The 12,327-nt window shown below is 71.8% G+C and carries 14 protein-coding genes; 8 read left to right on the top strand and 6 right to left on the bottom strand.

Annotated elements, in window-relative coordinates; all coding sequences use genetic code 11:
* Position 1: 1 nt before the first annotated feature.
* Positions 2-1,288 (top strand): acyltransferase, encoded by a 1,287-nt coding sequence (locus LH62_RS05480; RefSeq protein ID WP_043359798.1) that lies wholly within the window; start codon positions 2-4, stop codon positions 1,286-1,288.
* A gap of 18 nt (positions 1,289-1,306) precedes the next feature.
* Here the strand turns inward: LH62_RS05480 and LH62_RS05475 are convergent, their stop codons facing one another.
* Positions 1,307-1,909 carry a YqgE/AlgH family protein gene (locus LH62_RS05475; RefSeq protein ID WP_052213738.1) on the bottom strand — a complete coding sequence of 201 codons (603 nt, stop codon included), beginning with the start codon at positions 1,907-1,909 and terminating at the stop codon, positions 1,307-1,309.
* A 149-nt stretch (positions 1,910-2,058) separates the two neighbouring features.
* Between LH62_RS05475 and LH62_RS05470 the strand changes: the two genes are divergently transcribed.
* On the top strand, positions 2,059-2,541 hold the full coding sequence (locus tag LH62_RS05470; RefSeq protein WP_043359795.1) for a peroxiredoxin: 483 nt from the start codon (positions 2,059-2,061) through the stop codon (positions 2,539-2,541).
* 16 nt (positions 2,542-2,557) lie between these two features.
* Positions 2,558-2,824 carry a hypothetical protein gene (locus tag LH62_RS05465; RefSeq protein ID WP_043359793.1) on the top strand — a complete coding sequence of 89 codons (267 nt, stop codon included), beginning with the start codon at positions 2,558-2,560 and terminating at the stop codon, positions 2,822-2,824.
* Here the strand turns inward: LH62_RS05465 and LH62_RS05460 are convergent.
* Genes LH62_RS05460 through LH62_RS05450 form a run of 3 tightly spaced genes read right to left on the bottom strand, consistent with a single transcriptional unit; the run spans position 2,814 to position 5,137 of the window.
* On the bottom strand, positions 2,814-4,022 hold the full coding sequence (locus LH62_RS05460; RefSeq protein ID WP_160299776.1) for an MFS transporter: 1,209 nt from the start codon (positions 4,020-4,022) through the stop codon (positions 2,814-2,816). The genes LH62_RS05465 and LH62_RS05460 overlap by 11 nt on opposite strands.
* Entirely contained in the window at positions 4,019-4,876 is an 858-nt protein-coding gene (locus LH62_RS05455; RefSeq protein WP_043359789.1) for an MBL fold metallo-hydrolase, read from the bottom strand. Before LH62_RS05455 ends, LH62_RS05460 begins: the two co-directional genes overlap by 4 nt.
* Positions 4,877-4,921: 45 nt before the next feature.
* The gene (locus tag LH62_RS05450) at positions 4,922-5,137 is read right to left on the bottom strand and encodes a DUF2934 domain-containing protein (RefSeq protein ID WP_043359788.1); all 216 of its coding nucleotides are present in this window, start codon (positions 5,135-5,137) and stop codon (positions 4,922-4,924) included.
* A 150-nt stretch (positions 5,138-5,287) separates the two neighbouring features.
* Here LH62_RS05450 and LH62_RS05445 point away from each other — a divergent pair, with 150 nt between their 5' ends.
* From LH62_RS05445 to LH62_RS05435, 3 genes are read left to right on the top strand one after another with little or no spacing between them, the layout of a single operon-like run.
* Positions 5,288-5,545 carry a hypothetical protein gene (locus tag LH62_RS05445; RefSeq protein ID WP_043359787.1) on the top strand — a complete coding sequence of 86 codons (258 nt, stop codon included), beginning with the start codon at positions 5,288-5,290 and terminating at the stop codon, positions 5,543-5,545.
* 36 nt (positions 5,546-5,581) lie between these two features.
* On the top strand, positions 5,582-6,139 hold the full coding sequence (locus tag LH62_RS05440) for a nucleoside 2-deoxyribosyltransferase (protein WP_043359785.1): 558 nt from the start codon (positions 5,582-5,584) through the stop codon (positions 6,137-6,139).
* A complete protein-coding gene (locus tag LH62_RS05435) occupies positions 6,090-6,620 on the top strand; it encodes a hypothetical protein (RefSeq protein WP_052213737.1) in 531 nt (176 codons plus the stop codon). Before LH62_RS05440 ends, LH62_RS05435 begins: the two co-directional genes overlap by 50 nt.
* A gap of 112 nt (positions 6,621-6,732) precedes the next feature.
* On the opposite strand, the gene rnd is transcribed toward LH62_RS05435, so the two are convergent.
* On the bottom strand, positions 6,733-7,917 hold the full coding sequence (gene rnd, locus LH62_RS05430; protein ID WP_043359784.1) for a ribonuclease D: 1,185 nt from the start codon (positions 7,915-7,917) through the stop codon (positions 6,733-6,735).
* Between the two features lie 112 nt (positions 7,918-8,029).
* Between rnd and aspS the strand changes: the two genes are divergently transcribed.
* Together aspS and LH62_RS05420 are read left to right on the top strand one after the other, a co-directional pair.
* Complete coding sequence (gene aspS, locus LH62_RS05425; RefSeq protein ID WP_043359782.1) at positions 8,030-9,832, top strand: aspartate--tRNA ligase; 1,803 nt, start codon at positions 8,030-8,032, stop codon at positions 9,830-9,832.
* Between the two features lie 29 nt (positions 9,833-9,861).
* The gene (locus LH62_RS05420; protein ID WP_052213736.1) at positions 9,862-10,674 is read left to right on the top strand and encodes an EipB family protein; all 813 of its coding nucleotides are present in this window, start codon (positions 9,862-9,864) and stop codon (positions 10,672-10,674) included.
* A 1-nt stretch (position 10,675) separates the two neighbouring features.
* On the opposite strand, the gene LH62_RS05415 is transcribed toward LH62_RS05420, so the two are convergent.
* Complete coding sequence (locus tag LH62_RS05415; RefSeq protein ID WP_043359781.1) at positions 10,676-12,244, bottom strand: ABC transporter substrate-binding protein; 1,569 nt, start codon at positions 12,242-12,244, stop codon at positions 10,676-10,678.
* Positions 12,245-12,327 lie beyond the last annotated feature (83 nt).

Below are 12,327 nucleotides of genomic sequence, written 5' to 3'. Positions count from 1 at the left end.
GGTGCCGGCCGACGCCGCAGACCGCCGGCCCGACGGCCGCTTCACCCATTTCGATGGGCTGCGCGGCCTCGCGGCGCTGAACGTTGCCGTCAACCACGCCGTGGTCGCCTTCGACTTCGCGGTCTATACCGGCCAGGCCGAGCATGCCCATGGCTACTGGGAGGTCGGCCTGTCCGCCTGGCCGCTGCTGCTGCCGGTCGCCGGCGCCAATTTCTCGGTCTGTCTGTTCTTTGTCCTGAGCGGCCTCGTGCTGGCCCATGCCTTCGCCGCGACCCGTCTCGGCATGGCCGCGCTGGCGATGAAGCGCCTGCTGCGGCTCGGCCTGCCGATCCTGGCGGTGACGCTCTTCGCCTGGGCACTCCATGCCGCCGGCCTGATGGTCAACCAGGCGGCGGCAGTCCTGACGCGCTCGCCCTGGCTGGCCTCCCAATTCCGGCAGGAGGCGAGCCTCGCCGGGGCGCTGCGGGAGGGACTCTACGGCGCCCTGGTCGGGCCCTGGGACTTCGCCACTTCCTACGACAGTTCGCTTTGGACGATGTCGGTCGAATTCGCCGGGTCGCTGCTGCTGGTCGCGGTGGTCGTGACGCTGCGGCGCCTCGGAAGGACGGAGGCCTCGCCCGGCCGCGCCGCCCTCATCTTGCTGCTGCTGGGCCTGGCGCTCTATCCGCTCTACTTATCGCTGCTGGCCTTCGGCGCCTTCCTCTTCACCCTGCTGCCGAGGCTCCGGCCCAGGATGGCGCCCCGGACCTGCCTCGGTCTGGCCGCCCTTGCCCTCCTTCTCGGTACGGTGCCCTACAGCGCCGCCCGGGGGGCCTTCTGGGACGGGCTGGCCGCCATCCCGGTGAAGGGCATCGGCCTGTCCTGGCACTGGATCGGTCCCGCGGCCCTGCGCATGGACGGCCCATCGGCCTGCCACGGGATCGCCGCCGTCATGCTGGTGCTGGCCGTCGCCTGCAGCCCCTGGCTGCGGGAGCGCCTGTCGGGCGAGGGAATGAGGTATCTCGGCCGGATCTCCTTCCCCCTCTACCTCGTCCATATCCCGGTGCTGATGTCGGTCGGCTGCGGCACCCTCCTGGCCGCGCATTCGGCCGGCCTGGCCTATGGCGCCGCGGTGGCGATCGCCGTGGCAGCCTATGCCGTGGTGGCGTTCGGCCTCGCCGCCCTGGCGGCGCGGGTGGTGGAAGGGCCTGCCATATGGCTCGCCGGGCAGGGCGGGCGGCTGGTGCAGGCCGGCCTGGAGGCGATCGTCGACGGGATCCGGCGCGAGAGGACCGCCCGGCCTTCCTGACACGGACCCGTCCCGCCCTCAGGCGTGCCCCGCCGCCCCCGAGAGCAGCAGCGGGTCGACCCGCAGCTTGGCCATGGCCTGCCGCCACTTGCCGTCATGCTCCTCGCCGAAGAGCAGCGCCTCGTCCGGATCGACCGAGAGCCAGGAATTCGCCTGGATCTCGTCCTCCAGCTGCCCCGGCCCCCAGCCGGCATAGCCGAGGGCCAGGATGCCGCTGCGCGGCCCGCCGCCGCCGGCAATCGCCTTCAGGATATCGACGCTCGCGGTCAGCGCCAGGTCCTCGGCGACGGGGAGGGAGGCGTCGCTGGTCCAGTCCTTGGTGTGCAGCACGAAGCCGCGGCCGCCCTCGACCGGGCCGCCCTGGCAGAGGGCGATGCGCCGCTGCGGCGGCACCGGCTCCAATTCGAGCTGCTTCAGCAGCTCGTCGAAGGACATGCCCTCGATCGGCTTGTTCAGGATGATGCCCATCGCCCCTTCCGGGGAATGGGCGCAAAGGCAGATCACGGTGCCGGCGAAGCGCGGATCCTGCATGTTCGGCATGGCGACCAGGATCTGGCCGCTCAGATAGCCTTCCTCATGGCTGGCCTGGGCGGTCGGTCGGGTGCGTGGGCGTTTGGCCATGCGCTCAAGATGGCGGCTGGCCCGTGGTCCCGCAAGCCGGGCCGCCCCCCACACGCGCGGGGGTGAAGGCCCGGCGCGTCCCCATCCCGTGCGGTGACAGGCGCCGGGGAAGCGGTTACAGGATGGAGGATCGGAGGAGATTACCCCCTATGACCATCCAGGTTGGCGACAGCATCCCCGCGGCGAAGCTGATGCAGGGCACCGCCGAAGGCCCGAAGGAGACCTCGACCGAGGAGCTGTTCGGCGGCAAGACCGTGGTGCTGTTCGGCGTGCCCGGCGCCTTCACGCCCACCTGCTCGGCCAAGCACCTGCCTGGCTTCGTCACCCAGTACGACGCGCTGAAGGCGAAGGGCGCCGACGTCGTCGCCTGCATGGCGGTGAACGACGCCTTCGTCATGGCCGCCTGGGGCAAGGACCAGGGCGTCGGCGACAAGGTGGTGATGCTGGCCGATGGCAGCGCCGAGTTCACGAAGAAGCTCGGGCTGGAGCTGGACCTGACGGCACGCGGCCTTGGCGTTCGCAGCCAGCGCTTCGCCCTCATCGCCAAGGACGGCAAGGTGACGCATGTCGCCGTCGAGGCGCCGGGCGCCTTCGAGGTGAGCACCGCCGAAGCCGCCCTGGCGGCGCTTTGATCGGGAGGCCGCGGCCATGAACCCCTTCACCGCCGCGGCCTTCGCCTGGCAGACGGCCTTCGTCTTCACGCTCCGCAGTGCCCAGCTCTGGGCCGAGCCGGCCGAGGCCCAGGCCCGCCTCACCGGCTACGTACTGGAGAAGCAGAAGGCCTTCACCAGCGGCGCCTTCGCCGCCGGGCAGGCGGCGCTCTCCGGCGCCGGGGCGGAGGCGGTGATGGCCGCCGCCCTCGCCCCCTCGCATCGCCGGGTGCGGGCCAATATGCGGAAGATCATCAGGGGCTGAGCAGGGGCGCCCGCCGCCGCAGCAGCGCCAGCCCGCCGAGCAGGGCGAGCGCCGCCAGGTTGCAGGCGATCCCGACCTGCCAGGCGATGGCATAGAAGCCGAAGCCGTCATAGAGCGCGCCCGCGAGCCAGGCCCCCGCCGCCATGCCGGAGAGGCTGAGGAAGAGCAGCACCGGCACCCGCCAGGCCGCCTCGCTCGCGGGGAAGAACTCCCGCACCGCCACCACATAGGCCGGCACGATCCCGCTGAAGCCAAGCCCGTAGCCGGCGGCGACGAGGAACAGCCCCGCCTCGTCCTGGGTGGTGAGAAAGGCCGCCATCCCCAGCGTCTGGCAGATGTTGCCGGCGAGCAGCGTGTTCAGCCCGCCGATCCGGTCGGCGACCCAGCCCCAGAACTGCCGTGCCAGGAAGGCGGCCGTCAGCAGCACGGAGAGCATCAGCGCGCCCTGCTGCGCATTGATGCCGAGATCGCCGCAGAAGGCGACGAGATGCGCCGCCGGCATCGCCATCGGGATGCAACACAGGAAGGAAGCCAGGGCGAGCAGCCCGAGCGCCAGGTTCGGCGGGAGGCCGAGCACCTCGGCGCCCGCCGCCGGCCCCGCCGCCGCGGTATCGCCGACGGCCGGCTGCGGCGGCGGCCGCAGCACCAGCGCCGCCAGCGGCAGGATGGTGGCGGCGGCGAAAACCCCGTAGCCCAGCATCACCCGCTGCCAGCCATGGGCGGCGATCAGCCGCTCGAGCAGCGATGGCCAGAGGGCGCCCGCGACATATTGCCCGGAGGCGACCAGCGCCAGCGCCGTCCCCCGCCGCCGGTCGAACCAGAGCGAGACATAGGTCATCATCGGCGGGAAGAGCGCGCCGTTGCCGAGCAGCCCGACCAGCAGCCCGAAGCCGAGCACCAGCTGCCAGGCCGCCCCGCCCGAGGCCAGCGCCAGCCCGGCGCAGACCATCGCGCCCCCGACCATGGCGATCAGCCGCGTGGAGGTCCGCCCGGCGATCCACCCCATCAGGATGCCCCCCGCCCCCGCGCCGAGATAGGCGAGCGACGAGGCCAGCGCCGGGATCGAGCGCGCATCGCCGAGATCGGCGGCGATCGGCCGCAGCGCCACCACCACCAGCAGCGGCGCCCCGAAGGAGATGGAGAGGATGACGACCGCCGTGACGGCGATCACCCAGGAGGCACGGCTCTCGATGCTCACCAGCACATCAGCATCCGGAGCCCCGCCGCGTCGCGGACCACCCGCCCGGCGGTGCGGCCGGCGAAATGCGTGCCGATCACCAGCACCGGCGTGCCGGCGAAGCCGCCGAAGATTTCGCGGCGCGTTGCCTCTGCCTGGGCCGGGTCGGCATCGGCGGTCGAGTTCCAGTGCGGATGGGCGAGCTGGCAGGGATGGTGCGCGATGTCGCCGGTGATGAAGCCCCGCTCGCCCTCGGACTCGATGGCGACGCTCACATGCCCCGGCGTATGGCCGAAGCTCGGCACCAGCCGTATCTCGGGGCAGAGGCGGTGATCCGCCTCGACCAGCTCGTGCAGCCCCGCCTCGACGATGGGTTGGACGGAATCGGCGAAGACCGCGGCTTGCGCCTCACCGCCCGCGCCGGCCGACCAGTGCTCGAATTCCTGCCGTCCGAAAAGGTAGCGCGCGTTCGGGAAGCTCGGCACCCAGCGCCCCTCGACGAGCCGCGTGTTCCAGCCGACATGGTCCACATGCAGATGGGTGCAGAGCACCGTGTCGATGCTCTCGGGCGGGAAGCCGGCCTCCGCCATCTCCTCGAGGAAGCGGGACTGCCGCGCGTTCCAGTGCGGGATCTTCCGCCCCTGCTTGTCGTTGCCGAGGCAGGTATCGACCAGGATGCGCCGCCCCGGCGCCTCGACGACCAGCGCATGGATGCTGAGCCGCAGCCGCCCCGCCTCGTCGGCGAAGTCGGGCACCAGCCAATCGATCTTCCGCACTTCCTCAGGCGTCGCCTGGGGCAGCAGGAAGCGGCTGCCGCCCGTCGCCTCCAGCTCAACCAGCTTGGTGACGGCAACCTGGCCGATGGTCCAATGCATGTGATGGCCTCCCCGCCGCCATAGCAGCGACGGGGTCGCCACCCGTCAAGCCGGGCCGCCGACCCCGGTGATGCCGCTATGCGCCGGCGGGTCGCTGGCGGGGAAGCTTTCCTTGCTCGCCTCATCCGCCTCCTGGTCCTGCTCGGCGGCGATGGCGCGGTGCCAGTACTCCTCCGCCTGACCGTTCGGTTGGCCATCGCCGAGCCAGAGGAAATAGGCGCGTTCGCGGATGCGCTGCGCGCGGTGTTCTTCGTCGCTCATTCCGGGTCCTCTCCTTCTCGCCGCATCAACCGGCGAGAAGGCAACTGGTTCGCCGCGCCATTGCACCGATCCGCGATGCACGGGTCAGTGACTGGATCGGAACGGTTGCGCCGCACAAACTCCGTTCCGTAACGACGTCATGGCCCATCTGTGCAGGACATTCTCGATCGACGGAGGACGGAGGCCCGCCAGGCGCTCCGCCCCAATCCCAATGCCTGGCAGCAGGCTCGCCCGCGCGCCGCGGCGATGCGCCCGTCCCGGCCCGCGCGCGTGAGCCTCGGCGAGGTGCTGCAGCGCCTGCTGGAGCGGGGCGCCGCCGGCCATGCCTGGAAGCTGTTCGGCGGCGCCGTTCTCGCCTGGGCGCTGGCCCTGCTCTGCACGGCCTGGCTGCTGGGTGTCTTCCCCTGATGACAGGCGGCGCCGGCTCCTGTTGACTGCGGGCGCATGAGCATCACCGCCTATCTCGCCGGGCCGGACGTCTTCCTCCCCGACGCCATCGCCCATGCGGCCCGCAAGGTCGCCCTCTGCGCGCAGCATGGCATCACCGGCCGTCCGCCGCTGAACGAGGATGTCGAGACGCTGCGCACCTTGCCGGAGGACCGGCTGTGGCGCGTCATCTACGACAAGGACGTGGCGATGATGGAGGAATGCGACATCGTCATCGCCAACCTCACGCCCTTCCGCGGCCCCTCGGCGGATGCCGGCACGCTGGTGGAACTCGGCTGGTTCCTCGGCCGCGGCAAGCCGATCTTCGCCTATTCCAACACGGCGACGCCCTTCGCCGAGCGCACCCGCCGGCACCTCTCGTCGGTGCCGGACCCGCTGCCCGGCCTGATGGTGGAAGGCTTCGGCCTCCCCGACAACCTGATGATCCCCGGCGCCGTGCTGCAGGGCGGCGGCCACCCGGTCGTGCTGCCGGCGGATGGGGTGGACCGGGCCTTCGATGCGCTCGATGTCTTCGCCGATTGCGTCCGCCTCGCCGCCGGGGCCTGCCGCCGGTAGCGCGGTGCTCTTCCTCGACCTCGACGGCGTGCTGGCGGATTTCGACCGCGGCGTCGAGGCCGTGACCGGCCAGCGGCCGGAAGCGTTGCCGCTGAAAACGATGTGGGCCGCGCTCGCCCGCGCGCCGCGCTTCTTCGAAACGCTCGAGATGATGCAGGATGCCGAGGCGCTCTGGCGCTTCTGCGCTCCGCTGCATCCGACCATCCTCACCGGCCTGCCGCGCGGCGCCTGGGCGCCCGAGCAGAAGCGGCGCTGGGTCGCGCGGGTGCTCGGCGCGCATGTCCCCGTCATCACCTGCATGAGCCACGAGAAGCCGCGCTGGTCAGGCCCCGGCCATGTGCTGGTGGATGACCGCGCCTCCGCGCGGGACGGGTGGGAGCGGAAGGGCGGGCGCTTCATCCACCACGTCTCGGCGGCGGGGAGCATCGCGCAGCTGCGGGCGCTTGGCCTCGAGGGCACTGCGGAGGGCCTGCCGCGTTGAGCCTGCCTCCCAGAACAGGAGACAGGCATGGCGAAGGATGACGCGAAGCCCGGCACGCCGATGGTGCCGCAGCCCCAGCAGCCGGCCGGCACCGGCGGCGGTGCCCGGCCGCCTACCGCACCGCGATCAGCTTGATCCGCCGCCCCTCGACGCCGACTGCCAGCCGGCCTGCCTTGAGCGCCATCGCCGCCTCGCCGAAGACCTCCCGCCGCCAGCCATGCAGCGCCGGCAGGTCCGGCTCCGCCTCGGTCGCCAGCCGGTCCAGCTCCTCGCTGTTCGCCAGCAGGCGCGGCGCGACATGGTGCTCCTCCGCCTTGGCCGCCAGCAGCACCTTCAGCAGCGCGACCAGGGCAGGGGAGGGGGAGGGGCCGCCGCGGTCGCGCGGCGCCTCCGGCAGGTCCGAATCGGGCAGCGCCTTGGCCGCCTTGATCGCGGCGATGAGCCCGGCGCCGCTCCGCCCCTTGGCGAAGCCCTCCGAGATGCCCCGCGCCCGGGCGAGGTCAACCGGCGTCTCCGGCCCGGTGGCGGCCAGTTCCAGCAGCGTCTCGTCCTTCACCAGCCGCTGGCGGGGGATGTTGATGCGCTGCGCCTCCCGCTCCCGCCAGGCGGCGGCGGCCTGCAGCAGGCCGAGGAAGCGGCGGTTGCCGGTGCGCGGACGCAGCCGCTCCCAGGCCGTCTCCGGATCGGTGCGGTAGGTCTCCGGCCGGGTCAAAACCGCCATCTCCTCGCCCACCCAGTCGAGCCGCCCCTCCCGCTCCAGCCGGTCGCGGAGCGCCACATAGATGCGACGGAGATGGGTGACGTCGGCTGCCGCATAGGCGACCTGCGCGGCGGAGAGCGGCCGCACCGACCAGTCGCTGAAGCGATGCGCCTTGTCGATCTGGGCACTGGCCAGCGAGCGGCAGAGCTGGTCGTAGCTCACCTGGTCGCCGAAGCCGGCCACCATGGCGGCCACCTGGGTGTCGAAGAGCGGCGCCGGCACCGCATCGAATTTCAGCAGGAAGATCTCGACGTCCTGCCGCGCGGCGTGGAAGACCTTCACCACCGCCGGGTCGGCCAGCAGGGCCCCGAGCGGGGCGAGGTCGAGATCGGGGGCCAGGGCATCGACCACGGCCGTCTCCCGCGCCCCGCCGAGCTGGACGACGCAGAGCTCGGGCCAATAGGTCCGTTCGCGCATGAACTCCGTATCGACGGTGACGAAGCTCTCCTGCCGCAGCCGCTCGCAGAGGGCGGCCAGGGCTTCGGAGGTCGTGACGAGGGCGGGAACGGGCTCGGCTTCGGCGGAACGACGGCTCATGCCCGGCTTCTAGACCCGGGCGGGCGCGGGGGAAAGCCATGCGCGCTTGACAGGACCCGCCCCGGGCCCCTCTTACGAGCGCTCCGATTGCCAGCGCAGGTCCCGAACCCCCATGCATGCCTACCGCACCCATAGCTGCGGCGCCCTCCGCGCCACCGATGCCGGCAGCACGGCGCGCCTTTCCGGCTGGGTGCACCGCAAGCGGGACCATGGCGGCCTGCTCTTCCTCGACCTGCGCGACCATTACGGCCTCACCCAATGCGTGGTGGCCCAGGGCTCGCCCGTCTTCGAGGCGGCGGACCGGCTGCGGCCCGAGAGCGTCGTCACCGTCACCGGCGAGGTGGTGAACCGCGAGCCCGGCACGGTGAACGCCAAGCTCCCGACCGGCGAGATCGAGCTCCGCGTCCGCGAGCTCACGGTGCAATCCACCGCCGAGGTGCTGCCCTTCCAGATCGCGACGGAGCAGGAGTATCCGGAGGAGATGCGGCTGCGCTACCGCTTCCTCGACCTCAGGCGGGAGCGGCTGCAGCGGAACATGATCCTCCGCGCGCAGATCATCCAGGACATCCGCGAGCGGATGATCGCCGCCAGCTTCAACGAATTCCAGACGCCGATCCTGACCGTCAGCAGCCCCGAGGGCGCGCGCGACTTCCTCGTCCCCGCCCGTCTGCATCCCGGCAAGTTCTACGCCCTGCCGCAGGCACCGCAGCAGTACAAGCAGCTGACGATGGTGGCGGGCTTCGACCGCTACTTCCAGATTGCCCCCTGCTTCCGCGACGAGGCCGGCCGCGCCGACCGCACGCTGATGTTCTACCAGCTCGACGTCGAGATGAGCTTCGTCACGCAGGAGGACGTGTTCACCACGATGGAGCCGGTGATCCGCGGCACCTTCGAGCGCTTCGCCGAAGGCCGCCATGTCGATGCCGGCCCCTGGATCCGCATCCCCTATGCCCAGGCGATGCTCGACTACGGCTCCGACAAGCCGGACCTCCGCAACCCGCTCGTCATCCGCGACGTGACGGAGCAGTTCGCCGGCTCCGGCTTCGGCCTCTTCGCCAAGATCGCGGCATCGGGCGGCGTGGTGCGCGCCATCCCGGCGCCGGGCGCGGCCGGCAACCCGCGCAGCTTCTTCGACAAGATGAACGAGTGGGCGCGCGAGCAGGGCGCCGGCGGCCTCGGCTACATCACCTTCGAGGCGGATGGCGCCAAGGGCCCGATCGCCCGCAACCTCGAGGCGGACCGCGCCGCGGCGATCCGCGAGGCCTGCGGCCTCGGGGCGGGCGACGCCGTCTTCTTCGCCGCCGGCAAGGCGGCCGATGCCGCCAAGCTCGCCGGCCAGGCGCGGCTCAAGCTCGGCCACGACCTCGGCCTCTCCGAGAAGACCGGCTTCCGCTTCTGCTGGATCACCGACTTTCCGTTCTACGAGCTGAACGAGGAGACGGGGCAGGTCGACTTCAGCCACAACCCCTTCTCCATGCCGCAGGGCGAGATGGAGGCGCTGGAGAACCAGGATCCGCTGACCATCCCGGCCTACCAGTACGACGTGGTCTGCAACGGCTACGAGATGGCCTCGGGCGCCATCCGCAACCACAAGGCGGAGATCATGGTGCGGGCCTTCGGCATCGCCGGCTACCCGCCGGAGGCGGTCGAGGAGCGCTTCGGCGGCATGCTCAACGCCTTCCGCTACGGCGCTCCGCCGCACGGCGGCATGGCCGCCGGCATCGACCGCATCGTCATGCTGCTGGCGGAGGAGCCGAACCTGCGCGAGGTCAACCTCTTCCCCATGAACCAGCAGGGCGAAGAGCTGATGATGGGCTCGCCCTCCACCGTGGAGCCCGCCCGGCTCAAGGAATTGCACATCCGCCCCGAGCTGCCGCCCGCCAAAGGGGCTGCCGCGGCGCCCAAGGCGTCCTAGATCAACACGTCGCTTCGAAGGACAGAGTGATGCCGCTGCGCCGCCCCCTGCTCGCTGCCGCCCTCCTTGCTGCCTGGGTCGCGCCCGTCGCCGCGGAGCCGGGGGTGGAGGCGATGGTCGGCCATCGTGCCGCCTACCAGCTGACGCTCGACCGGGTGCGGGAGAATTCCGACATCGCCCGCGCCGAGGGCGCCATGCTCTACGAGGTGGTCGATGCCTGCGACGGCTGGGCGACGCGCCAGCGCTTCCAGCTCACCATCACCGACCGGGACGGAACGGAGGTCGAGACCACCTCCGACTACTCGACCTACGAGACCAAGGACGGGCGGAGCATCCGCTTCTCCCTCACCCAGACCTCGCAGGGTGCCGTCTCTCAGCGCATCTCGGGCGAGGCGGAGGTGACGCCGGAGGGCGGCACCGTCCGCTATGTCGACCCGGAGGCGAAGCAGGTGCAGCTCCCGCCCGGCACGCTGCTGCCGATGCTGCACACCATCCGTACGCTCGCCGCCTCCCGCGCCGGGCAGCGGCTGCTGGTCGTGCCGCTCTTCGACGGCACCAGCGCCGATGGCGCGCAGGACACCACCAGCGTCCTCCAGGCCTGGCAGTCGCCGCAGCCGAACGAGCGCTTCCCGGCCCTCGCCCCGCTCGGCAGCGCGCGGATGCGCATCGCCTTCTTCGACCGCACGCCGGACAAGAGTGGCGGCGGCGCCAGCGCCCCCGACTACGAGGTCGGGCTGCGCTACTACGAGAACGGCGTCGCGGACGAGCTGAAGATGGAGTTCGGCGACTTCAGCGTGAACGGCCGGATGCGCGAGCTGGCGGTGCTGCCCAACCCCTGCTGAACTACACCCGGCGGAGATTCCACAGGAAGGGGTTCGGCCCCTGCAGCACGCCCTGCAGCTCCCGCCGGAAGGCGGTGCGCAGGCGGAACAGGCCGGTGGGGGCGAAAGGCACGCTTTCCCAGGCCGCGGCCTGGAGGTCGGCCATCGCCTCGGCCTGCGCCCCGGCATCGGCGGCGCCGATCCAGCGCGCGACCGCCGCCTCGCTCGCCGCATCGCTCGGCCAGCCGAACCAGGCCCGCTCGCCATGCCCGCGGATGATCGGGCTCACCGCCGGGTTGGCGATGGCGGCGGCCGGGAAGTTCGTGTTGTGCAGGCTCCAGCCGCCGGCCTCGGGCGGCGCCCTGTTGGCGCGGCGGGCGATGATCGTCGCCCAGTCGCTCTCCACCAGTTCGATGTTAACGCCGAGCCGCCGCATCAGGTCGGCGGTGACGCGGCCCTGCTGGGTGACGGCGGGGAAGTCGCTCGGGTTGACGAGCACCACGCGCTCGCCGCGATAGCCGGCCTCGCGCAGCGCCGCCCGCGCCCGCTCCATCGCCGGGGCACCACCCGGCGGGGCTTCGAATTCTCGCACCTGCGGCAGTCCGCAGGGGAAGACGGCATGGCATTCCCGCCAGTCGCCGGGCAGGGCGACGGAGGCCATGTAGTCCGGCTGCGCCATCGCCTCGCGCACCGCTCGCCGCACCCGCACGTCGTTGAAGGGCGGATGCAGGTGGTTGAAGCGCAGGAAGCCGAGGAAGCCGTTCGGGTCGTAGATCTGGGTGGCGACGCCCGGCGCCCGGTCCAGCACCGGCACCAGGTCGGGCAGGGGATATTCAATCCAGTCGATCTCCCCGGTCCGGAGCGCCGCCGCCGCGGTGCCGCCATCCGGAATCCAGATCAGCTCCAGCCGGTCGAAATGCACGCGCTTGCCGCCCGAGGCCGCGTCCGCCGGCTCATCGCGCGGGACATAGGCCTCGTTCCGCGCGTAGGCCGCCCGCGCACCCTGGCTGAATTCGTCGGCGATGAAGCGCCAGGGGCCGCTGCCCACCATCTCGGTGATCGGCTTGTCGGCCGGTGTCGCCGCCACCCGCTCCGGCATGATGAAGGCCGGGCTCGCCGCCGGCTTGGCCAGAGCGTCGAGCAGCGCCGGGAAGGGCCGGTGCAGGCGGATCAGCAGCGTCCCGTCGTCCGGTGCCGCCCATTCCGCGACGGCCGCCGCCAGCACCTGGCCGAACCCGTCCCGCACCGCCCAGCGCCGGAGCGAGGCGATGCAGTCCCGCGCCCGCACCGGCTCCCCGTCGTGGAAGCGCAAGCCCTCGCGCAGACGGATGGTCCAGGCCAGCCCATCGGCCGAAACCTCGCTCCCCGCCGCCATTTGCGGCCGCGGCCGCAGCGCGCTGTCGCAGCCATAGAGGGTGTCGAAGACGCAGTAGCCATGCGTCGAGGCGATGGTGGTCGGGTTGAAGATCGGGTCGAGCACCGCTGGCGCCGCCTGCGGCATGAAGCGCAGCGTGCGCGTCCGGCTTCCCTGGGCGAGCGCCGGCCCCGCCAGGACCAGCCCCGCCCCCTGCAATACCTGCCTCCGCCGCATCGCCGCCTCCCCCCTGCCCCGGGCCGGATAAGCCAGAGGCGCCCGCGGCGGAAGGGGGATCGTCCTTGCCACGGCCGTGAGCC

Origin of the sequence: Belnapia sp. F-4-1 (assembly GCF_000802185.1) — a bacterium.
GTDB lineage: Bacteria > Pseudomonadota > Alphaproteobacteria > Acetobacterales > Acetobacteraceae > Belnapia.
Note: the sequence above shows the minus strand (reverse complement) of the source record. Positions and strands in the feature narration are given on the sequence as shown.

Bases quoted from the DNA above. Each gene is read 5' to 3' on its own strand.
- LH62_RS05475 (WP_052213738.1), bottom strand. From the start codon at position 1,909: ATGGCCAAACGCCCACGCACCCGACCGACCGCCCAGGCCAGCCATGAG.
- LH62_RS05470 (WP_043359795.1), top strand. From the start codon at position 2,059: ATGACCATCCAGGTTGGCGACAGCATCCCCGCGGCGAAGCTGATGCAG.
- LH62_RS05465 (WP_043359793.1), top strand. From the start codon at position 2,558: ATGAACCCCTTCACCGCCGCGGCCTTCGCCTGGCAGACGGCCTTCGTC.
- LH62_RS05455 (WP_043359789.1), bottom strand. From the start codon at position 4,876: ATGCATTGGACCATCGGCCAGGTTGCCGTCACCAAGCTGGTTGAGCTG.
- LH62_RS05450 (WP_043359788.1), bottom strand. From the start codon at position 5,137: ATGAGCGACGAAGAACACCGCGCGCAGCGCATCCGCGAACGCGCCTAT.
- LH62_RS05440 (WP_043359785.1), top strand. From the start codon at position 5,582: ATGAGCATCACCGCCTATCTCGCCGGGCCGGACGTCTTCCTCCCCGAC.
- LH62_RS05435 (WP_052213737.1), top strand. From the start codon at position 6,090: ATGTCTTCGCCGATTGCGTCCGCCTCGCCGCCGGGGCCTGCCGCCGGT.
- rnd (WP_043359784.1), bottom strand. From the start codon at position 7,917: ATGAGCCGTCGTTCCGCCGAAGCCGAGCCCGTTCCCGCCCTCGTCACG.
- aspS (WP_043359782.1), top strand. From the start codon at position 8,030: ATGCATGCCTACCGCACCCATAGCTGCGGCGCCCTCCGCGCCACCGAT.
- LH62_RS05420 (WP_052213736.1), top strand. From the start codon at position 9,862: ATGCCGCTGCGCCGCCCCCTGCTCGCTGCCGCCCTCCTTGCTGCCTGG.
- LH62_RS05415 (WP_043359781.1), bottom strand. From the start codon at position 12,244: ATGCGGCGGAGGCAGGTATTGCAGGGGGCGGGGCTGGTCCTGGCGGGG.